We start from the raw sequence: 22,570 nt of genomic DNA, 5'->3' as shown, positions 1-22,570 counted from the left end.
TATAGGTCTGTGAGACCTACTTCGCTTCTTATCTCTACTATCTTAGACCTAAAGGTGCCTCTCTTGGTCTCAAATGGGGGTTTTTGTGATGTGGGTTTCGCATTGTGGCTCTCTGAGTGGAAAAAATGCGCATTAAAAGTGCTAGTTATGGTCTTTTTGCACCTAAATAGCGCGGAATGGTGGGGGCGGCGGAATGGTGCGGCATAAGGGGGCATGGTCCGCCTGGGGGGAGGGGGTCAACTATGGCTTGGTGTGGCTTGGTGTGGGGTGCAGTGGGAAAACGAAAAAAATACTGAGACATAGAACACGTTCTATCGAGTTGCGTGTTTCGGTAGAAGCCCGTATAGTTTTCTCTTGTGTTCGCCACTGGAACGGAAACGAAACAGTGAGAACTACGGGTCTTTAGCTCAGCTGGTAGAGCGCCACGTTTACACCGTGGATGTCATCGGTTCGATCCCGGTAGGACCCACCGATTACCCCGGTACCGCAAGGTACCGGGGTTTTTGTTTACCCGGTTGTATTTACCCATTGACCTGCCGCGAGAGTACCCGGCGGGAGGCTCACGAAAATAATTCAGTCGGAACTGCGATTCCTTCGAGCATAAAACTGTACTCCACCTATATATAGCCCGCCCTCAGCGCGTATCCTTATATACATGACTGAAAACAAGAAGGCACAGATTGGTGTCACCGGCCTTGCTGTCATGGGCGCAAACCTCGCCCGCAACCTGGCACGTAACGGCTACACCGTGGCACTGCACAACCGTTCCGTAGAGAAGACCGACGCACTGCTGGCTGAGCACGGCGCAGACGGCGACTTCATCCGCACCGAGTCCCTGCAGGAACTCGTCGACTCCCTCGAGTCTCCCCGCCGCATCCTGATTATGGTCAAGGCGGGCGCACCCGTCGACGCAGTGATCGAGCAGCTCACCCCCATGCTCGATGAGGGCGACATCATCATCGACGGCGGTAACTCCCACTTCCCCGACACCATCCGTCGCGAGCACGCTCTGGCTAAAAAGGGCCTGCACTTCGTAGGTGTTGGCGTCTCCGGCGGCGAAGAGGGCGCTCTCTGGGGCCCCTCCATGATGCCCGGCGGCTCCGCAGAGTCCTACAAGCACCTCGGCCCCATGCTCGAAAAGATTGCAGCGAAGGCACCGCAGGACGGCGCACCCTGCTGCGCATGGATCTCCACCGACGGTGCTGGCCACTTCGTGAAGATGGTCCACAACGGCATCGAGTACGCCGACATGCAGGTCATTGGCGAAGCGTACGACATTCTGCGCTCCATCGCAGGCATTGAGCCGGCACAGCAGGCAGAAATCTTCAAGACCTGGAACGAAGGCGACCTGAGCTCCTACCTGATCGAAATCACCGCTGAGGTGCTCGCACAGGTAGACGCAAAGACCGGCAAGCCCCTGGTTGACGTTATCGTTGACGCAGCGGGCCAGAAGGGTACCGGCCTGTGGACCGCTAAGGCTGGCCTGGACCTCGGTTCCCCCGTCTCCGCTATCGCAGAGTCAGTGTTCGCACGCGCCCTCTCCTCCTCCGAGCGTGAGCAGCGCGAGCAGGCACAGCGCGAACTGCCCGCCGGCCTGATTGCAACCACCGGCGTTGGTGCAGGCGACCCCGAGTTCGTTGAGGATGTGCGCCGCGCACTCTTCGCATCCAAGCTCGTGGCATACGCACAGGGCATGGACCTGCTCACCCGCGCAGGCAAGGAATACGGCTGGGACCTGAAGCTGGACACCATCGCATCGCTGTGGCGTGCAGGCTGCATCATCCGCGCCGAGCTGCTGGGCGACATCATGGCTGCTTACGCTGATGAAGCTCCCGCGAACATGCTGCTGGCACCCGCCTTCAAGAACCTCATGGAGGAGCTCGTTCCTTCCTGGCGTCGCGTGGTGGCTAAGGCAACCGCACTGGGCATCCCCGTGCCGGTGTTCGCATCCGCACTGTCCTACTACGACGGCCTGCGCCGCGACCGCCTGCCCGCATCCCTGATTCAGGGTCAGCGTGACTTCTTCGGTGCGCACACCTACGGTCGTATCGACGAAGAGGGCGCCTTCCACACCATGTGGAGCGGCGACCGCTCCGAGGTGAACGCAGCGGACATTCACGTTCACTAAGCTCCCGTAGCTGAACACAAAAGCCCGCCCCGGCTGGATGAGAATCCGGTCGGGGCGGGCTTTCGTTATGTCTTGATAGGGCAGTCCCCGAGGTGTCTCAGGGGTGCAACAGGGGAGAGGCGCTGCGGATAGGAATATTAGCTAGGAGCCGCCAGGCGCGCCTCTACGGGCTCAAAACGCCAGTAAGCACTAAATCCACATGGCGGGGTCAATGTACTCCACAGCGTCCACCAGGGGCTTCTTCTTCTCCGGGGTACGCGGGCGGTGCTTTGCGGGAATGCCGGTAATAATCGAATCGGCGGGGTGATCGTTGACCACCACGGCGTTCGCGCCAATCGCGCTATCGGCACCAATAACCACCGGACCCAGCACCTTCGCGCCGGCGCCAATGGTCACGCGGTCACCAATGGTGGGGTGGCGCTTCACCTTCTCCAGGGAGCGACCACCCAGGGTCACGCCGTGGTACAGCATCACGTCGTCACCGACCTCAGCGGTTTCACCAATCACAATGCCCATGCCGTGATCAATGAAGAAACGGCGGCCAATGGTCGCGCCGGGGTGGATCTCCACGCCGGTCAGAAAACGCGCAAACTGCGAGAGAGTACGAGCCAGAGACTTCGTCTCATCCTTCTGCCAGAGCTTATGGGTCAGGCGGTGAACCCAAATGGCGTGCATGCCCGAATAGTTCAGCGCAATCTCGACAGCGCCACGCGCAGCGGGGTCATGCTGGCGGACGTTCTCAATATCTTCACGCAGACGCGCAATAAAACTCATTGGGTTCCCTTTCCCTCATCGGTCGTGCTCTGTATGTGTGCGACCTTTCCAACGGTACCAACAATGAAGCCCTTTCGGCTATTCCCGCCGCAATCAGCAATATGGTGGACGCGCCCACCGGTTGGACTGTTCAGCCGCGCGGATACATGGCACGGATACATAGGGAGCAGACGGAAAAGAGCCGTAAGGCGGAAGGCAGCACGAGCCTGCCCCGGTGCCTCAGTTCGTAGAGTCTTTATTTCGCAGTGGGCATAGAAACGCCCCGCCCACCGTGTATGCAACCGGCAGACGGGGCGTAGCACTATAAACTGATGCCTCCCACTAAAAAGGGGGCTCAGAAGCTCAATTAGCCGCGGATATCCTCGTACAGAGCGGTAGAGATGTAACGCTCACCGAAGTCGGGAACGATAGCCACAATCAGCTTGTCCTTGTTCTCAGACTTCTTAGCCTCCTCCAGAGCAGCCCAAACAGCCGCACCGGAAGAAATACCGCCCAGAATACCTTCCTGAGTAGCCAGCAGGCGGGAGGTACGCATAGCGTCCTCAGCGCTGACCGGGGTCACGGAATCGTAGATGCCGCGGTCCAGGGTATCGGGAACGAAGTTAGCGCCTAGACCCTGAATCTTGTGGGGGCCAACGCGGCCCTCGGAGAGCAGCGGGGAGTCCTTAGGCTCAACCGCAACAACCTTAACGTTCGGGTTCTGCTCCTTCAGGTACTTACCGGTACCGGAGATGGTGCCGCCGGTGCCAATACCCGCCACGAAGATGTCGACCTTGCCGTCGGTTGCTTCCCAAATCTCGGGGCCGGTGGTGTTGTAGTGAATAGCGGGGTTTGCCTCGTTGGAGAACTGAGACGCCAGGATAGCGTTCTCGGTGGTAGCAACGATTTCCTTAGCCTTCTCCACAGCACCGCGCATACCCTCGGTACCGGGGGTCAGCACGATCTGAGCACCGTAAGCGCGCAGCAGCACGCGACGCTCAGCAGACATGGTCTCCGGCATGGTCAGGATGACGCGGTAACCGCGAGCAGCACCCACCATAGCCAGCGCAATACCGGTGTTACCGGAAGTACCCTCAACGATGGTACCGCCGGGCTTCAGCTCACCCGACTTCTCAGCAGCGTCAATGATGGCGCGGCCGATACGGTCCTTGACCGAACCTGCAGGGTTGTAGAACTCAAGCTTGACCGCTACGTTACCGGGCAGACCCTCGTCCAGTCGGTTCAGCTTAATCAGGGGGGTCTGGCCGGTTGCTTCAACAATGCTGTTGAGAATCTTTGCCATGGGGTGCTCCTTACATGAGCCTGGGGGAGGCCAGCCGCGACGGGGTCTCCGTAATGAATAATCGGTTACGTGGCAACTCTACTACTCGCCGGCGACAGGTTTAAACCTGCGGTCACAGTTCGTAATAATGCCAGAGAAAAACCTCAAGGAACGAGGTTCAAAAAGAGGGTACAGAAAAGCGCCGCACAAACCCTTTCTCGATAAAGGACAATGAATGTGCGGCGCTCTCTAGAAACATTATGTAGCCCAAAAGACAACCTCTATATATATAGAGTAGTGATGAACTCTGTTCACCGCAAGCTGGAGCCACAAATTTTATTGCCATCAATGGAAAAAACAGTGAAAATCGCATCCTGAGACAGCACAACGCTAAAAGCGGGGGAGAGAACCAACCCGGAGGACTAGTTGATGTCCATGTGCAGGTCCCACTTGTTATTCAAGTAGCGACCAACAGCCTCACCGAACATCTTCACGTGACGCTTATCAGCCGCCACGGTCTGCTCCTTGCCGTCCTTGAACAGCTTCTCGCCCAGATCCACGTTCAGAGTCACGGTCCAGTTGTACGCACCCTGCGCCAGAACCGGCTGCTTAGTGCCAATAGTCAGGGTAGCGGTCGGGTTCACGTACCAGGTCTTCTTCTCATCAATACCCGCCTTAGTGGAGTCCGCGTACTTCTTCATCGCAGCCAGGGTCTCCTGGTCGGTGCTGACCTCGTTCATGTAGTGCATATCGCCGGTGCGCAGCAGGTACTCAAACGCCGCACCGAAGTACGCCAGAGCCGCCGCGAAGCCAGCCACCGAATTCTGGTGCATAGCCTCCGGAACAATCGGGGACGGCACGTTCTGCGGCGGGTGCTCAGCATTACCCGGCTGGTACTCGCCGTGCTCCTCCATCTTCTCCAGCTTTGCCACGCCGCTGTAATCCTTATTGTCGTTAGGTAGCGGAGAGTTCGTTGCAGTAGGCGAAGCCGATGCAGAAGCGGAGGGGGAAGCAGACGCCGAAGCCGACGGGGATGCAGTAGCGGACTCAGAAGCCGTAGCAGAAGCGCTCTCAGAGCCAGAAGCGGAAGCAGACGCCTCAGAAGTAGCCTTAGAGCCACAAGCCGCCAGCAAAGCCATAGAGCTGACGCCCAGCACACCCAGCGCCGCGCGGCGGGTCAGGTTCTCGGACATAGTGATACCTTTCAGTCAGTCGGTGATTGCAACCAGTTTAGCCGCAAACCCAACAGGATACAGAGTCGAGCCAAGCGAAGCGTGAGAAGCGCCTCGCACACAAACGCGTTATGACGAACTATGACGCCGCGGAGGTGGCGGAAGTCTCAGCGGAAGCCTCAGCAGAAGCGGCGGCAGAAGAGGATGCGGAAGCCGAACCGGACGCCGCAGTACTTGCGGTGGGCGCGCCGCCCTGGACCGTGGCACCGTACGCCACGCTCAGCTCCCACATCTTCGAATCAGCGTGGTAACGACCGCGGAAATCGCACTCCTGAATCGTCACCTGAGAAGCCGGACCCGTAGCAGTAGCAGAAGCAGAGGCGCTCGGGGATGCCGCATCAGACACCAGCGCGTCCTCCGACGGCTCAGTAGGCTCAGCAGAAGCCGAAGCGCTCGCCGAGGCAACCACCGGCTGAATCTTGCCCTCAGCCACCGCCTCCGTACCAAAGTCCAGAGTGTACTGACCCTTAAACAGCAGATTGCCATCGCTCATAATCGACGGCTGAGCGCTCGCCAAAGTATATGAAGCCGACGGGTTCACATACCAGGAGCCCTTCTCCACACCCGCCAGAATCGACGCCGACAGAGCATCCACCTCAGAGCGAGTCTTCGAGGACAGCTGAATGCCGGTCGAGAACGCATCCGTGCTACCGGTCTTCACCAGGTAATCCATAGCCGCTGCAAAATAAGCAACCGCCTCATGGAAACCCGTCACCGTATTCAACGAGAGCTTATCAGTCACCTTCGGCTTCGGAGCATTACGCGGCGGATGATCCACCGTACCCTGCTCATAATTCAACGCACCATCATAGTGGGTGTACTCCACCAGACCCGAATAGTTCTGACCATCATCGCTGTACCCGTTCGGGTTAGCGCTCGACTTCGAACCGCTCAGGCTACCGCCCTGAGAACCAGACTGCTGGCTAGATCCACCTGAACCGCAAGCGCTCAACAGCGCCGCAGAACCCGCAACAGCGGAGGCGCCCACACCCAGACGCAGCAGGGAGCGGCGAGAGAAAGACTGGGAAAAAGAAGACATACAAAAACCTTGAATCCGGGAAAGCTCGTTACTACCAGAGTAAAACAGATCATGCCCTAACCCGAGGGCGAGTTAGAGCATGATGCCTGAATAATCAGAAGATTTAGAGGTTGTCGCTATTGCCGGAGTTACCAGCGTTGCCGCCGTTACCGTCACTGGTGTCACCGGAAGCACCGCCATTAGCGCCACCATTCTTCGGCTGAGCCGACGCCTGAGCCTCGTACTCATCCTGAATAGTCAGGGTCCAGTCATTATCGTGGCGCACACCGGTAACCACCAGGCCACGCTCCGTGCGGCGCACCTTCTCGGACATCTCCGCAGGAGCACCGTCAATCACCACGGTCGGACCCAAATCAATCACCAGGTCAAAGGTCCACTGCACGCTCTTCTTCACCAGAGCAGGAACAGCAGTAAACGCCGACATTGTCACCTTCGGCGACACATACCAGTCACGCGCCTGCGAGCTCTCATTCGACTCATCCATAAACGACGAGAACGACGCAACGAACTTCTCATCAGCCTTCGACTCACGCAGCGGGCCGGCATCACCGGTCAACACCAGGTAGTTAATCGCCGCATACACGAACGCAATCGAATCGTACAGACCCTGTACTGAGTTCTCCGATGCGCTCGCCGGGCGCTTAGGGAACGGCACGTTCTGCGCGGGAGCCGACTCGGTCGCCGGAACGAAAGTACCCTTCTTCTCATAGTTATCGAAGGTGACCTCGCCGCTAAAATCAGTGCGCGAAGAAGCCGACGGGGACATCTGAGGGGTATCCGCATCAGCGTTCTCGCTGGAGGAAGAACCACCGCCACACGCAACCAGCAGGGCGCTCAAAGACACGCCCGCAATGCCCGCACCCGCGTAACGCAGAGCAGAACGGCGGCTAATACCGGTAGTGGAACTGGGAAGCCCGGAGGTCATGGGGAAAAGCGCCACGGAATACCTTTCGAGTGAGAATCTCAGGTGAGAGACGAGTGAGAGTGCGCCTCGACAAGCGGATATCACACGCGGACATCCCTCTAGAGACAGTCCTAAGTATAACGCGCCCCCGCCTTCACACCCGTGCGTACCAGCGCCCAAGCGAGCGTGATATGCCGCCCATCAGCGAACTTACCGCAGGTGGTGAACTTACCGTAACCAGGAACTTACTGGAACCAGCGGGAGCATCGCACCGGATGGGGTATGGCGGGTATAGCGAAGGAGGGGACGCGTTCATCGTCTATAGAGATCGTCTATAGGGGAGGGGCTATTGGGCGCCCTCACCGGGAACACCGGCGGGTGCCTCAGCACCGGGAGCTACGGTCGGCTGAGCCGTCGCAGCTGCAGGCTGAGTTGCCACGGGCTGCGCGGGAGCGGTAGCCGCAGGCGCCTGGGTAGCGGCAGGCTGAGGAGCCTGAGCCGCGCCACCCTGACCTGCAGAATCCTGACCGGCACCATTCTGGGCACCACCATTCTGGGAGCCAGTGTACTGACGGGAACCACCCTGGCCGGCACCATTCTGTGCGCCGCCGTTCTGGGCGGCACCGTTGTTAGCGGTACCCTGCGCGGCACCGTTACCCGAAGTGTTCGCGCCGGCGTTTGCGCCAGCATTAGCCGCCACGGTGCTGTCATCAGTCACCGTCGGGGTGTACGTCGAGGAAGGATGCGCGCGCGGAGTCTGAGTCGGCTTCGGAGCCAACGCCGGATCGTACTGCTGAGGCGAAATCACGACCCAGCGCTTCGCCTCCTCATCGTACTCAGCGTAGAGAGCCTTAATCTCCTGTGCCTCAGTATCCTCTAGGGGCTTGGTCGTGTTGGTTGCCTTCTCAACCTGCAGACCGTGCGCCTGAGTCACGGTGCACGCCCACGAATACTTGGTGCCGCGGGTCGTCGGCTGCTTATCGGTCAGGCGGAAGGTCCACTCACCATCAACCAGCCAGTTCGTGCCGGGCGCATAGAAGGCACGTAACTTCTCCAGAGCCGCACGGTCGGTAGAGTTCTGCGCCTGAACCACCTGCAGAGCAGGACCGGGGTCACCAGTCATACGGGCATAGTTCACCGCCGCCGCAAAGTAAGCGAAGGTGGCGCGCAAGCTACGGGCGTTCTTCTCGTACATGGTCTCATCCTCAACCGGGATGGGCACGGCGCTCGCCTTAGAATCAACGCTCGCGGGGCCAGCAGTGGGCTCAATCGTGTAGACCTGACCGGTCTCCGGGTCGGTGCTACTCATCGGGGCTGCACCGGTACCGGCAACGTACTTGGTCCACTTCAGCTCGCCCGACAGGTTATCGTAGGCACCCGCAATCGACGCGGAAGGAGTGGGGGAGGCAGTCGCCTCCGCAGTCTTTTTGGAACCGCAAGCGGCAAGCATAGCACCCAGGGCGGCAGTGCCCGTGAGCGCAATAAAGTGGCGGCGGCTGTGAATCATAGTGATCCCCTTGAATGTGCTGTGATGCGGAAGTATCGGTGATTAGATGAAGAGCACACGCTCCAATCCTCAGCCTAACATCACGACCCCATCAGAGGGCGTGAAGCAGTCACCCGCGGGGCGGGTAGAGGCGTATTGAGGCGAAAATGGGCGGACCTCATCTAGCCCTAGCCTATAGAGTTCACGCGTGGCACACAAATAAAAGCCCTCATCCGTGCCTCATATCACCCAATATGACGGGATTTTTGAGGCGCGGATGCAAAGAGGTTTTAGGCTGAGCCTCGAATGTAACGAGCTGCCTTAGAAGAGGTGCTCTCATTCGGGGTCGGGTGAGCGCTCGGGGTGTTCGCGGACGGTACAGCGGTAGCCGCCGGGGTGGCGGTAGCGCTCGGGGAAGATTGCGGATCCTCCAGCATCTGCCAGCCGTTTTCGCCAAAGTAGACGTAAGCATCCGCCTTCTGATTACTGCCGTAGATGCCGGTGAGCTGCTCACGCTGGCGGGTCTCATGGTTGAACAGGAACGCGTTCTCGTCCACCTTCAGGGTCGCCTTCCAGCAGTAGACGTTTTGCTCGGTGGCGGGTACCGGCTGCGGGGAGCTTAGATTGATGCACATGGGGTGGTTGTTCTTAGAGACCAGCCAGCCGATGTTGTAGCGGTAGATATCGCGGTACATTTCCGCCATGTGGCTAAAGTGCTCCTGGCCGGGCAGGTTCATGAAGGGGCCGGTATCGCCGGTGAGGAGCATATAGTTCTGCGCCGCACCCCAGTACTGCAGGAAGGCGTGCAGGCCCTCAACGGTACGTTCCTTAGCCTCCGGAGGCATGGTGGGGCGGGGAACATTGACGGCACGGTGGCTGAGAGTGCCGTTCGAGAAATTGCCGTTGCGCTCAAAGAACTCATCGGGCAGAATCGCCGGGCCTCGGCCGTCCAGAGCGGAGGCGGGCAGGGGCTCGGCGTAGGTGATGCTGCGCGTGGTGGTCGCAGATTTAGTCTGGATGCTCTGAGGCGCCGGTGCGACATCAGTAGGAGAGGGTTCAGTGAGTGGTTGAGGGCGAGAAACTGCGCTGGGGCTGCAGGCGCTTGCGAGTGCACTCAATGCTGCTCCGGAAGAAAGAGCAAGAAGATGGCGACGTGACAGCGAACTGAACATACGCAACCTTTCGCAAGAGTAAAGACGGGCAGGCAGTAATGGGTAGCTCGGATGCAGTGAACCTCAACGGCAGTTGATTGCAGTTGTATGAGGGGCCGGTGAGCGTTCCCGAATGGTGTGGCATACCGCGGTGAGTACGGATGCGATAGAAAGGGCAGGCCAGAAGCCTCCTGAAGGAATCGGTGTGGTTATGACCTGCCTGGTTGTCGTGCTCAATGATTCTAAGCGTACTTTCAGGTTCAAAATGACCATATCTGCGCTCGAGCGTAAAAAGTTATCAAATCTTAATATTTGCCCGCCATATGCGGGATAAAGAACGTACCAATGTGTTCGGGATAACCGCATTAAAATCTGTTATTTCCCCTAGAAACTTAGGGATTTTTAGCTTTTTCTTGATGCGAGTAAATCGCAAATTGGAGTTGTTGCACCTTGTGTGTAAATAGTATTTCAACCTCTCCACGTTGTCCGAACACCCATCAAAAACACCCCGAAAAGCGCACCCAAACTCCCCGCCGCCGCAACGTGCCCACCACAACGCCCACACATGACATGAAGCGGGTTCCCCCTATGGGACAATAGCGCTGTGACTACCACCGACTATGCGCAGCTCAAAGCAGCTCGCGAACTGCTCACTCGAATCCCCCTCCCGCTCGACGTGGAACCCGGCGAAACCCCCGGCACCCCCTACACCGTCACCCACGACGGCACCACAGAGCACGGCACCGCCTCCGCACGCACCCTGCTCGCAGCCATGGCACGCCAACTCGACGACTACATCCTGCCGCGCAGCGCCAGCGTCGATAACCCCCTCACCATCGTGGTCGGCGGCTCCACCGGCGCCGGTAAATCCACCCTCGTCAACACCCTGCTCGGCGAACCGCTCACCCAGTCCGGTGCGATTCGACCCACCACCCGCCACCCCGTACTCCTGCACCGCGCAGAAGACGAGGCGGCGCTGTCACCCGAACGCTTCCTGCCCACCCTGCCGCGCACCCGCACCTCCGGCATGAACGCCGGATCGCAGGCACTGCCGGGCCTCGACCCGACCATTGCGCGCGCCCTCATTCCTATTACTACCTCGGCGCTGCCGCAGGGCATTGCGCTCATTGATGCGCCCGATATCGACTCCGTCTCCGAAGAAAACCGCACCCTCGCTAAGGAATTGCTCTCCGCTGCTGACCTGTGGCTCTTCGTCACCACCGCCAACCGCTACGCCGATGCCGTGCCCTGGGAGCTACTCCACGAGGCCGCCGCACGCTCCATCGCAATTGCCGTGGTGCTCAACCGCGTGCCCGAAGGCGACGAAGAAGCCATCGAAAACGACCTGCGACGCATGCTCGACGAGGCGGGAATCCACGCCGTGCTGATTCACACCGTCACCGAGCAGCCGCGCGACGAGAAGGGCATGCTCGCCCCCGTCAGCCTCGCACCGCTGACCCTGTGGATCCGCGAACTCGGCGCCGACGCGCCCGCCCGCGCCGCCATCGCCCGGCAGACCCTCGCCGGTGCCGTCGATACTCTCGCCGGAAACCTGCAGGTGCTCGCCGCCGAACAGGCACGCCAGCAGGCGGCACACCAGTCGCTTGCCGCCATCGTAGCCGAAGAATACGAGGACGCGCTGACCACCATCGACGGGGCACTCTCCGACGGCTCCCTGCTACGCGGCGAAGTGCTCTCGCGCTGGCACGACTTCGTGGGAACCGGCGACTTCTTCCGCTCCCTCGACAGCACCATCGGTCGCCTGCGCGACCGCGTCGGCTCCGCCTTGCGCGGCCAGCCCGCCGCCGCCCAGAAGGTAGAAGACGCCCTCGAAAGCGGCATCCACGCCGTCGTGCTGGATGCAGCCGCCCGCGCCTCCGAAAACACCCGCACCCGCTGGCGTGCCAGCCGCGCCGGACGCTCCCTGCTAGCGCGCCTGGACGCGCCGCAGGCTACCTCTGCCGTGTCCGAACAGAACGCAGAAGCTAAGGGCGAGGTGCAATCCGCCGAGGACATCTTCTCCGAAGCTGTAGCCGAGCAGATTCGCCTCTGGCAGGGCTCCGTGCTCGAAATGATCCGTGAAGAAGGCGCCGACAAGCGCAAACGCGCCCGCTTCCTCTCCCTGGGTGTGAACGCCGCCGCCGTGATGCTCATGGTCGCCGCGTTCAGCCTCACCGGCGGCATTACCGGTATTGAGGCGGGCATTGCGGGCGGTAGCGGCGTAGTCGGCACCAAGCTGCTCGAGTCCATCTTCGGTGAAGACGCCGTGCGCCGCATGGCAACCCGCGCCCGCACCGACCTGCTCGAACGCATGTCCGGGCTGCTCACCGAGCACGCCCAGCCCTTCACCGCCGTGCTCGAAGAAACCGACCCGCAGGCTGACGCCGAAGAGATTCACCGCGCCGCCGAACAGGTGCAGGCAATCGCCGCGGAAATGAGCGCGCAGAGTCAAACCACACAGCGCCAAGCCGCGGCCCGCGCTAACGGCTCAACTGCCCGCTAAACCACTCCGGACAGGCACCCCGCACCACAGACGAAGAAAAACGCACTATGACTACCCCCGAGAACAAACTCGAGAACACTGAGCGCGATACCGAGCGCAACAGCGAGCGAGGCGCCGCCCCCGGCGTGGCGACCTCGCCCTTCGCGCGCTCCGTCGCATCCCTCAAGGAAGCCATCAGCTACGGCGAAGGACGAGTCCCCGAGACCGTGCTGCTCGACGCCGCCGAAACCCTCGAACGCCTCAGCCAACGCCGCGAACTCTCCACCGAACACACCGTCATCGGCTTCTTCGGCGCGACCGGCAGCGGCAAATCCACCCTCTTCAACGCCATCGCCGGGCAGAACATTGCCCTCTCCGCACCCACGCGCCCGACCACCTCCACCGTGCAGGCGGCAATCTGGGAGGCAGAAGGCAGTGAAGAACTGCTCGACTGGCTCGGCATCGACAAGCGCGTCTACCCGCAAACTCAGGCGCTCGCCGCCGAAGGGGAAGCAACCGAGGGTAACGGGGCTGGCGGGGAAGTAGCGGCACCCAACGCCGTCACCGAACCCGCACCCGGACTCTTCAACCGCATCCGCCGCGCCGTTGGCGGTCGCGGCGAAATGCGCACCCGAACCGGCGGACTGATCCTGCTGGACATGCCCGACTTCGACTCGGTCACCACCACCAACCGCGACCTCGCCGCCCGCATGATGCGCTACGTAGACGTGCTCGTCTGGGTCGTCGACCCCCAAAAGTACGCCGACGCCGTCATCCACCGCGACTTCATGGTGCCGCTCGCCGCTTCCGGCGCGCAGGCGCTCTGCGTGCTCAACCAGGCGGATAAGCTCGCACCCGCCGAGGTGCCCGCTGTGCTCGCCTCCCTCACCCGCCTGCTCCAGGCTGAGGGCACCGAGGCGCACCTGCTCGCCGCACCCATCGCCGTCTCCGCGCGAACCGGCGAAGGCGTGGACGCGCTCCGCGACCTGCTCGCGCAGGTAGCCGCCGCCAAGAGCCTGTCCTTGCAACGGACCGACGCTCAGCTGCATGCCACCGCCTCCCAGCTGCGCACCTACGCCGGGGGAGAGGGCGCCGTTCTCGCTGGAGCCTACGCCCTCGACGCGGAACAGAAGCTCGTGCAGGCATGCTACACCTCCAGCCATGCCGAGCAGGTTCTACAGGCGGCAACCGCCTCCTATCGCCGTACTGCGGGTCAGCAAACCGGCTGGATCCTCACCCGCTGGATGAGCCGCCTGAAGGCCGACCCCCTGCGCCGCCTGCACCTGGGGCAGCAGGACGAGAAGAAGAGCACCTCTAAAGCTGAAAAGTCCGCGGGAATGCTCGGCTCCGATAGCGAGAACGCACCCGAGCTGGTGGCATCCTCCCTGCCTCCGCTGAGCGCCGCGCAGAAGGCGGGCATGGCAAACGCCGTGCGCCAGTACAGCAAGCAGATGGCGAACCGCATCGACGAACCGTGGAAGCGCAGCATGAAGGAAGTCGCGCTCTCCCGCGAGGCGGAGCTACCCGAACTGCTCGAACGCGACATGGTGCGCATCGACTACGGTCTGGGCCGCACCCGCGCCCCCTGGGTCATCTTCAACGCCCTGCAGTGGATTGCACTCCTCAGTGCCCTGGCGGGTGTCGCCTGGTTGACCCTGGTCTCCGGCATGGCGTACCTGCAGATTCAGCTGCCGCCCGCCCCGACCCCCGAGGGTTCCCCGGTGCCCCTGCCGACCCTGCTTCTGCTGCTGGGCGTATTGCTTGGTATCGCCTCGGCGGGTGTGGGCAGGCTACTCACCGCGATGGGCTCACGCTACTACGCACGCAAACTGCGGGGCCGCCTGCAGACCGGCGTTGAGAAGGCGGTGCAGTCCTGCGTGGTCGCACCGGTACAGCTAGAAGCTAAGCGCCTGAACGCATACCGCAAGGCACTGGACATCTAGCCGAACCACCCGGCAGACTCAAAGAGCGCATAAAAGAATCCCTCCCCACCTCAATCGAGGCGGGGAGGGATTCTTTTCGATAAATCTATACGCTACTGAAGCCTAGTCTTCGTCAGAAGCCTCAGCGCAGGGAGCCTGCTGAGACGCCGCAAGCTCACGCAGACCGTCCGTAATCGCCTGAGCAGCCTTAACGACCAGCTCGGGGTAGTTGCGGTTCGGCTGGCGGGTCATGCGGTCAATCGGGCCCGAAATGGACACAGCCGCAATGACCTTGCCGCCGGGGGCACGCACCGGAGCGGAGACCGAGGCGGTACCGCGCTCGCGCTCACCCACGGACTGCGCCCAGCCGATGCGGCGCACAGCCGCGAGCATGGCGGCGCTGAAGTGCGCATCGCGCAGGCCTTCAACAATGCGGTTCTGGTCTTCCCACGCGAGCAGCACCTGTGCGGCGGAGCCAGCCTGCATGGACAGCTGGGTACCGACCGGAATGGACTCGTGCATGCCGGAGGGGCGTGCCGCGGTTGCCGCGCACACGCGCCAGTCGCCCTGGCGGCGGTACAGCTGGGTGGACTCGTCAGCTTCGAGGCTGAGCTTCTGCAGAATCGGGTCGGCCACGGTGATGAGCTCATCAGAAATAGTGGCGGATGCCAGTTCGGTCAGACGCGGGCCGAGCATGAATCGCCCCTGCACGTCGCGGGCTACGAGGCGGTGGTGTGCCAGTGCCACGGCGAGGCGGTGCGCGGTGGGTCGTGCCAGACCGGTTGCCTTGACGAGGTCGCCCAGGGATACGGGGCCTGCCTCGAGGCAGTCAAGGATGAGGGTTGCCTTGTCGAGCACGCCAACGCCGGAGGAGCCGTGGGAGTGTACCTCTACCATCTGCTCGTCGGCGGCCATGTGTTCGGGCGGCTTGACGGGGTCAACAATCGGTGCGTTGTGTTGTGTGGATGCGTTGGGGTGACGCATTCCGTGTGCGTTAAAACGTGATGCGGAAGGAGTCATTCTTATATTCTATCTCAGAATATGAAAGATACCCCGGACTTCATGGACTCTTTGGAGTGCAGAGCTGAAGATGGAATCACCCCCTACGGGATAAATTATGAGTTTTTCATAATAAGTGTTTGTGTGGGTTTATGGGTGAAAATATGCGAAAAATCGCGTAAAAATGCGAGTAATCCCGCAAAATTACCCTGGAGTCATAGAATAAACCCACACGAAAACACTCGCTGGTTCGGGGTGCTTCTAGGCTGTCTCACAGGCTAAGAATTCGTGAAAAAATATGCGACACGCCGCAGGGAAATACTGATTTGAGGGTCCCATCGGGTACATAATCCGCTCCTCAACCCCACAAACTTGCGGCACGCACCACACCGAACGCATCCACCGTAGGAACGCATCAAGCAGGAGAAAGCATGACTAGCGAACAGAACGCAACCACCGCGGGCACCCGTCCGCGCACCCTGGCAGAAAAAGTCTGGGACGCACACGTCGTCGTCCCCGGTGAAAACGGCAAGCCCGACCTGCTCTACATCGACCTGCAGCTACTGCACGAAGTGACCTCCCCCCAGGCATTCGAAGGTCTGCGCATCGAGAACCGCCCCCTGCGCCGCCTCGACCTGACCATCGCCACCGAGGATCACAACACCCCCACCGACAATATCTTCGGCACCATCGCCGACCTGACCAGCCGCACCCAGATCGAGACCCTGCGCCGCAACGCCAAGGAATTCGGCGTGCGCATCCACTCCCTCGGTGACGAGGAGCAGGGTATTGTGCACGTGGTTGGCCCTCAGCTCGGCCTGACCATGCCCGGCATGACCATCGTCTGCGGTGACTCCCACACCTCCACCCACGGTGCGTTCGGCGCTCTCGCGTTCGGTATCGGCACCTCCGAGGTGGAGCACGTCATGGCAACCCAGACCCTGCCCCTGGCACGCTTCAAGACCATGGCAATCAACGTTGAAGGCACCCTCAAGCCCGGCGTGACCGCGAAGGACATCATCCTCGCCGTCATCGCGCAGATTGGCACCGGCGGCGGTCAGGGCTACGTGCTCGAGTACCGCGGCTCCGCAATTCGCTCCCTCTCCATGGAGGGCCGCATGACCATGTGCAACATGTCCATTGAGGCGGGCGCACGCGCCGGCATGGTCGCACCCGACGAGACCACCTTCGAGTACATCAAGGGCCGCCAGCACGCACCCAAGGGCGAAGAGTGGGACAAGGCAGTCGAGTACTGGAAGAGCCTGCCCACCGACGAAGGCGCCGTCTTCGACAAGGAAATCTTCATCAACGCTGACGAGCTCGAACCCTTCGTCACCTGGGGCACCAACCCCGGTCAGGGTGTACCGCTGAGCCACACCGTTCCCTCCCCGGACGATTTCGAGGATGAGAACGACAAGGTCGCAGCAGAACGCGCCCTCGAATACATGGACCTGAAGGCAGGCACCCCCATGAAGGACATCCCCGTGGACGTCGTCTTCCTGGGCTCCTGCACCAACTCCCGCATCGAGGACCTGCGCGCCGCAGCAGACATCGTGCGCGGCCGCACCATCGCCGAGAACGTACGCATGATGGTCGTTCCCGGTTCCCAGAAGGTCCGTGCACAGGCAGAAGCAGAAGGCTTGGACAAGGTCTTCAAGGACTTCGGTGCCGACTGGCGCTTCGCCGGATGCTCCATGTGCCTGGGCATGAACCCCGACCAGCTGGCACCCGGTGAGCGTTGCGCCTCCACCTCGAACCGTAACTTTGAGGGCCGCCAGGGTAAGGGTGGCCGCACCCACCTGGTCTCCCCGGTGGTTGCCGCCGCAACCGCTGTGCGCGGTACCCTGTCCGCCCCGTCCGACGTCGTGGCCTAGCACGCTGCTATAGTTAAGGAGCCATTATGGAACCCATTATTAAGCACACCGGCATTGGCGTGCCGCTGCGTTCTTCGAATGTTGATACCGATCAGATTATCCCCGCGGTCTACCTCAAGCGCGTGACCAAGACCGGCTTCGACGACGCGCTCTTCGCCAACTGGCGCAAGGACCCCGAGTTCATCCTGAACCAGGAGCCCTACAAGCACGGTAGCGTTCTGGTGGCCGGCCCCGACTTCGGCACCGGTTCCTCGCGTGAGCACGCCGTGTGGGCGCTGCGCGACTACGGCTTCAAGGTCGTTATCTCGGCCCGTTTCGCCGATATTTTCCGCGGTAACTCGGGCAAGCAGGGCCTGGTGACCGCCCAGGTCGCCCAGGACGACATCGAGCTGATCTGGAAGGCTCTGGAGCACGAGCCCGGCACCGAAATCACGGTCGACCTGGAGTCGAAGACCGTGACCGTGGGTGCGCTGGTCGTTCCCTTCGAGATTGACGACTATGTGCGCTGGCGCCTCATGGAGGGCCTGGACGACATCGGCCTGACCCTGCAGAACATTGACGCCATCGAGGCGTACGAGGCGAAGCGCCCCTCCTGGATGCCGCGCACTCAGGAGCTCTAAATAGGGGGAGCTCTAAGCCGAGCGCTCTAAGCCCTAGACATCTCTAGATAAAGCTCGAAGGCGGTGACTGAATCAGTCGCCTCCTTCGAGCTTTTCTGTGTCCTGAGCTTTTCTATGCTCTCAGGTTTTCCGCTAGAACCTTGGTACACATACAAATGTGCCTCCCCGGAGTATTCTTCCGGGGAGGCACATTTATTGACTATCTAGAGCGCACCCTCGGTAATGGGGGTGTTCAGGGTTGCGTTCTCGGTGCAGCTGTACAGTGCCGCCGAACCGGGGGAACGCACGCCCGCGGTCGGGTTTGCGTTCTGCGCGGTGGTAAGAGCAAAGTCAGAAACCACCTCGTGGTTGATGTAGCTGCCGCCCGCGCCGCCGCCACTGCTCAGGGTGCTGAGCGAGTAGATGTTGCCTTCATTCTCGAACTGCACCTGGCGGCCGAAAGCGCTGTCGCGGTATGCGCCGATGGTCCAGATGTTCAGGCCTGCGCCGCCGCCGCCGTAGCCGGCGCCTCCACCGGATGCTGCGGAGGTGAGGGAGAGCTTGCCGTGGGTGCGGGAGAGTAGCGCGCCCGAGCCGCCCTTGCCTCGGTAGGAGCCGGTTGCGTCCGCGCCGCCGGTGCCCTTCTCGCCCTGACTCACGGAGTCACCATAGTACATGTAGTAGCGCGGGAAATTGTAGGATTCGAACCAGGGCTCGGACATGGGCATGAGCTTCAGCTCGTCGTTCTCGTCGAGGATGCCGATCAGTGCCTCGCCGAGGGTGCCCGCCACGCCGGAGCGGCCGGCGGTACCGCCGGTGACCATGAAGCGCATGTCGAGGGTCTTGTCGTCCTCGTCGAGGGGCTTGAATTCCTGGTAGGGGCTTGCCACAAGCATGCCGCCCTGACCGGGGTTGTCGGTGCCCAGGTCGCCGCCTGCGCTGCCGCCCGCGGTGCTGTTGGCATCGCGGTGTTCCATGGCGATACGCAGTGCCGGGTTCAGCTGGTCCTTGGGCTGGGCGTCGAAGATGCGCTGGTGGGTGGTGAGGGTACCCAGCTGTGCACCGCCGCCGCCAGCGCCTGCCACGGCTACGACGGTGACTGAGCCGTCACGGACGAGCTCGACCGCGGAGGAGCCGCCGCCGGATGCGCCGTACACGTAGCCGCTGTCGGTACCCACTACCTGCGCGCTGCCGGTTGCATCGCTGGAGCCGGTGGAGTCGCCGCCTGCTGCGTAGCCTTCGCCGCCGAGTGCGGGCTTTGCGCCGGATGCCGAACCGACGCCGCCGTTACCCGCCCAGACGCGCAGGATATCGCCGGACTTGACCGCCAGGACGCCGCTGAGCTGTGCACCGGCACCGCCGCCAGCCAGGGAGGCGTTCGTGACGTCAGTCAGGTAGCGGGGGGTGAAGGAGGTTGCTGCACCGCCGGCACCGCCTACAAGGTCGAAGCGGACTCGTCCAACGCCTTCGGGGACGAGCCATTCGGTGTATGCGCCTGCCTTATCGTCGTAGCCGGTTGCGGTCGGCTTGAGGGCCAGGGCGGGGGAGCAGGTGGGTTCGCCGCTTGCCGCCCACGCGGGGACGGTTGCGCTGGCGAGGATGACGGGGGCGCTCCATGCCGCGCCCTGTACGAGGTGACGGCGCGAAATGCGCGATGCAGTGTTGTGATGTGTCATTTTTGGGTCCTCCGGTAGTTCGCGGATGCAGCCGCGAAGTAACCTGTGGTTGGTTGCGATGCGCCGTGGTTTTCGGTTGACTTTCGAATATTTACGGTGATGTTGAAGTGAATTTTTGAAGTTGAAGTGAACCAGGAAGCCGAACCGTTTTAGTTGGGCGTCATCGCAAGGTTGTATGCAGTGTTTGCACGCCCGTTCCCTGCCGTGTGGCCCCGTACTGCGAGGAGCAACGGCAATGCCAGCGCCGATGCCGCAGTTGAGAGCTGGATGGCTTCTCCTTGAGAGTGGAGGTGCCGCTCAGCGGGCACGAGTGTGCACGTTATTGTAGGGGCGAGGTTGCTCTCAAGCTCAAATTCGTGCGTCAAAAAGAAGAAACTAGCGTCAAATTTCGGTGAAGAACCTAAAAATGTTTGCATTAGTGTGAATGTTTGTGTATCTTTTTGTTTTTTCCGGTTCTGAATCTGGGGGGGGGTCAGACCGGTTTTTCGCATACGCATCAAAGCAAAATCCTAGTCGCGAGTTCCAAAGGCTCTTCAGTGTTTGGAGCACCTTTACGCAGGGCTTAGAATAATGATGAATATATGCGCCCGTTTCGCCCTGCTACCGGCAGGGGCGCGGCACGACAGAACGCGGCGCATCGGCACACTGATAAAGTAAAGTTCGGCGTACACCAGCCGACTCCACAAAGGATTTTTAATGACTGAGAACATCAGCAAGCTTCGCATTGAAGGTGGCACTCCGCTCGTCGGTGAGGTTCACGTTCGAGGCGCCAAGAACCTGGTGCCCAAGGCTATGGTCGCTGCACTGCACGGTTCGACCCCCTCGACCCTGCGTAACGTTCCTGACCTGAGCGATGTTGAAATCGTTACCACCCTCGTGGAGCTGCACGGCGCGAAGGTCGACTACGACCGTGAAGCCGGTGTTCTCACTCTCAACCCCGCGCAGGATGCAACCACCGCCGCAAAGAACGCAGAGGAGATTCAGCTCTTCGGTGGTAACTCCCGTATTCCGATTCTGATGGTGGGCCCGCTGCTGCACACCCTCGGTACCGCACGCATCCCCAACCTGGGTGGCTGCAAGATTGGTGACCGACCCATCGATTACCACATGTCTGCACTGCGCAAGTTCGGCGCAGTCGTTGAGAAGGACGATGAAACCGGCACCACCCTGATTGTCCCCGAAGAGGGTCTGAAGGGTGCAGAGATCGTGCTGAACTACCCCTCCGTGGGTGCGACCGAGCAGGTTCTGCTCACCGGTGTGCGCGCTAAGGGTAAGACCATCCTGCGTAACGCTGCGATTGAGCCCGAAATTATTGACCTGATTGCTGTTCTGCAGAAGATGGGCGCAATCATCTTCATCAACGAGGACCGCACCATCGTCATTGAGGGCGTGGACGAGCTGACCGGCTACGACCACACCTCCCTGCCCGACCGTAATGAGTCGGCTTCTTGGGCATCTGCAGCTCTGGCTACCGGCGGCGACATTTTCGTGCGCGGCGCAGCTCAGAAGGATATGACTGCGTTCCTGAACCAGTTCCGCAAGATGGGCGGCCTGTACGAGGTGACCGCCGACGGTATTCGCTTTACCCACCCGGCTCAGCGCACCCCCGGTGCAGAGCTGAAGCCCATCGTCTTTGAGACCAACGTGCACCCCGGCTTCATGACTGACTGGCAGCAGCCCCTCGTGGTGGCGCTGACCCAGGCTAAGGGTGCGTCCATCGTGCACGAGACCGTGTACGAGGAGCGTTTCGGCTTCACCAACGCCCTGAAGCAGATGGGCGCAGATATTGTTGTTATGCGTGACTGCGTAGGTGGCGCACCCTGCCGTTTCGAGGGCAAGGGCTACGGCCACTCCGCTATTATTTCTGGCCCCACCCCGCTGACCGGTGCTGACATTGAGGTTCCGGATCTGCGTGGCGGCTTCTCCCACATCATTGCTGCGCTGGCTGCTAAGGGTACCTCTCACGTGAGCGGTGTTGAGCTGATTGCACGCGGCTACGAGAACTTCGAGCAGAAGCTCAAGGGCCTGGGTGCCAACTTTGAGGTGCTGGCACGCAAGGCCGCCAAGGCTCCGAAGCCCGATGCAGCAATCGTTGTTGTTGAGCCCGAGGAAGTTGAGGTTCAGGGCTAATGAGCGGACAGCAGGGAAAGCAGGCACTGCCGGAGATTGAGCCCACCGCCTACGGTGACGCTCTGTATAAGGTGCTCGGCAACGCTGCGCGTGGACTGTATAAGCTCATGGCGCGCGTTGAGATTACCGGCCGCGAGAACCTGCCTAAGAGCGGCGGGTACATTATCGTGGCTAACCACACCACCGAACTTGACCCGGTGACCGTGGCTTTCCCTGCCTTCGTTGAGGGCGCCCTGCCGCGTTTCTTGGCGAAGGATTCGCTCTTCCGCGCCCCCGTGCTCGGCTACATTATGCGCAAGCTCGCGCATATTCCCGTGGTTCGCGGTTCGGTGGATGCGCGTAAGTCCCTGATTACTGCCCGCAAGATTGTTGAAGCTGGCGGTGCCGTCGTGATTTTCCCGGAGGGCACCACCACCCACGATCCGCAGCTGTGGCCCATGCAGGCGCGTACCGGTGCGGCTCGCCTGGCTCTTGCAACCGGCGCGCCCGTCTTCCCGGTGGCGCACTGGGGTGACGAGCAGATTCTTGGTTACGTGGATGAGCCCGGCGAGGACGGTCGCGTGAAGGAGAAGCGTAAGATTTCGCTGTTCCCGCGCAAGACCGTTCGCGTGAAGGTTGGCAAGGCGCTGGATATTGCCTCCCTCGTTGAGGATTCCAGCCCCGAGGCTAAGCACACCCGCACCGAACTGAGCGTGGTCACCGACGCAATGCTGGACGCTATTACCGCCGAGCTGGAGAAGATCCGCGGCGAGAAGGCTCCGGAGGGTCGTTGGAACCCGCGCACTAAGCGTCGTGAAGCCCCCGGTACCCCCTCGGGTCCGGTCGGTGGCGCGCTTGGCGAACCGGACGAAAAGTAGCATCCCAGCTGGGAAAATCGTAGAGGCCCTGACAGATGCCGCGGCTATTCGCTGAG

General features: G+C 61.2%; 16 protein-coding genes and 1 tRNA gene. 8 read left to right on the top strand and 9 right to left on the bottom strand.

The features are described from left to right. The first annotated feature begins 396 nt into the window (after positions 1-396). Both RWZ58_RS04430 and gndA read left to right on the top strand, forming a co-directional pair. Positions 397-469, top strand: a tRNA-Val gene (locus tag RWZ58_RS04430). 186 nt (positions 470-655) lie between these two features. Then, positions 656-2,128: an NADP-dependent phosphogluconate dehydrogenase gene (gndA, locus tag RWZ58_RS04425; protein ID WP_314657696.1), complete on the top strand. Its 1,473-nt coding sequence runs from the start codon at positions 656-658 to the stop codon at positions 2,126-2,128. A 189-nt stretch (positions 2,129-2,317) separates the two neighbouring features. Here the strand turns inward: gndA and epsC are convergent, their stop codons facing one another. From epsC to RWZ58_RS04390, 7 genes are all read right to left on the bottom strand, one after another. After that, positions 2,318-2,902: a serine O-acetyltransferase EpsC gene (gene epsC, locus RWZ58_RS04420; protein WP_314657694.1), complete on the bottom strand. Its 585-nt coding sequence runs from the start codon at positions 2,900-2,902 to the stop codon at positions 2,318-2,320. Positions 2,903-3,248: 346 nt separating this feature from the next. Further along, on the bottom strand, positions 3,249-4,184 hold the full coding sequence (gene cysK, locus RWZ58_RS04415; RefSeq protein ID WP_314657692.1) for a cysteine synthase A: 936 nt from the start codon (positions 4,182-4,184) through the stop codon (positions 3,249-3,251). A gap of 401 nt (positions 4,185-4,585) precedes the next feature. Next, positions 4,586-5,356, bottom strand: coding sequence for a DUF6318 family protein (locus tag RWZ58_RS04410; RefSeq protein ID WP_314657691.1), 771 nt, complete (start codon positions 5,354-5,356; stop codon positions 4,586-4,588). A gap of 118 nt (positions 5,357-5,474) precedes the next feature. Next, positions 5,475-6,434 carry a DUF6318 family protein gene (locus tag RWZ58_RS04405; protein ID WP_314657689.1) on the bottom strand — a complete coding sequence of 320 codons (960 nt, stop codon included), beginning with the start codon at positions 6,432-6,434 and terminating at the stop codon, positions 5,475-5,477. Between the two features lie 103 nt (positions 6,435-6,537). Then, positions 6,538-7,374: a DUF6318 family protein gene (locus tag RWZ58_RS04400; RefSeq protein WP_314657687.1), complete on the bottom strand. Its 837-nt coding sequence runs from the start codon at positions 7,372-7,374 to the stop codon at positions 6,538-6,540. Positions 7,375-7,684: 310 nt separating this feature from the next. Next, on the bottom strand, positions 7,685-8,845 hold the full coding sequence (locus RWZ58_RS04395) for a DUF6318 family protein (protein ID WP_314657686.1): 1,161 nt from the start codon (positions 8,843-8,845) through the stop codon (positions 7,685-7,687). A 269-nt stretch (positions 8,846-9,114) separates the two neighbouring features. After that, a complete protein-coding gene (locus tag RWZ58_RS04390) occupies positions 9,115-9,942 on the bottom strand; it encodes a DUF6318 family protein (RefSeq protein WP_314657685.1) in 828 nt (275 codons plus the stop codon). 637 nt (positions 9,943-10,579) lie between these two features. On the opposite strand from RWZ58_RS04390, the gene RWZ58_RS04385 reads away from it, so the two are divergent. After that, positions 10,580-12,478, top strand: a complete 1,899-nt coding sequence (locus RWZ58_RS04385) for a dynamin family protein (RefSeq protein WP_314657684.1) — start codon at positions 10,580-10,582, stop codon at positions 12,476-12,478. A 47-nt stretch (positions 12,479-12,525) separates the two neighbouring features. Further along, complete coding sequence (locus tag RWZ58_RS04380; protein ID WP_314657683.1) at positions 12,526-14,400, top strand: GTPase; 1,875 nt, start codon at positions 12,526-12,528, stop codon at positions 14,398-14,400. 102 nt (positions 14,401-14,502) lie between these two features. Here RWZ58_RS04380 and RWZ58_RS04375 read toward each other — a convergent pair whose 3' ends face one another. Next, complete coding sequence (locus RWZ58_RS04375; protein WP_371416058.1) at positions 14,503-15,399, bottom strand: IclR family transcriptional regulator C-terminal domain-containing protein; 897 nt, start codon at positions 15,397-15,399, stop codon at positions 14,503-14,505. Between the two features lie 410 nt (positions 15,400-15,809). Between RWZ58_RS04375 and leuC the strand changes: the two genes are divergently transcribed. Together leuC and leuD are read left to right on the top strand one after the other, a co-directional pair. After that, a complete protein-coding gene (gene leuC / locus RWZ58_RS04370) occupies positions 15,810-17,252 on the top strand; it encodes a 3-isopropylmalate dehydratase large subunit (RefSeq protein ID WP_314657682.1) in 1,443 nt (480 codons plus the stop codon). A gap of 26 nt (positions 17,253-17,278) precedes the next feature. Further along, positions 17,279-17,872: a 3-isopropylmalate dehydratase small subunit gene (gene leuD, locus RWZ58_RS04365; protein ID WP_049333154.1), complete on the top strand. Its 594-nt coding sequence runs from the start codon at positions 17,279-17,281 to the stop codon at positions 17,870-17,872. Positions 17,873-18,075: 203 nt separating this feature from the next. Here the strand turns inward: leuD and RWZ58_RS04360 are convergent, their stop codons facing one another. Then, the gene (locus RWZ58_RS04360) at positions 18,076-19,527 is read right to left on the bottom strand and encodes a transcriptional initiation protein Tat (protein ID WP_314657680.1); all 1,452 of its coding nucleotides are present in this window, start codon (positions 19,525-19,527) and stop codon (positions 18,076-18,078) included. 696 nt (positions 19,528-20,223) lie between these two features. On the opposite strand from RWZ58_RS04360, the gene murA reads away from it, so the two are divergent. Next, positions 20,224-21,657, top strand: a complete 1,434-nt coding sequence (murA, locus tag RWZ58_RS04355; RefSeq protein ID WP_314657678.1) for a UDP-N-acetylglucosamine 1-carboxyvinyltransferase — start codon at positions 20,224-20,226, stop codon at positions 21,655-21,657. Next, positions 21,657-22,514, top strand: a complete 858-nt coding sequence (locus RWZ58_RS04350; protein WP_314657676.1) for a lysophospholipid acyltransferase family protein — start codon at positions 21,657-21,659, stop codon at positions 22,512-22,514. Before murA ends, RWZ58_RS04350 begins: the two co-directional genes overlap by 1 nt. Positions 22,515-22,570 lie beyond the last annotated feature (56 nt).

It is taken from the genome of uncultured Rothia sp. (assembly GCF_963544205.1).
GTDB lineage: Bacteria > Actinomycetota > Actinomycetes > Actinomycetales > Micrococcaceae > Rothia.
Note: the sequence above shows the minus strand (reverse complement) of the source record. Positions and strands in the feature narration are given on the sequence as shown.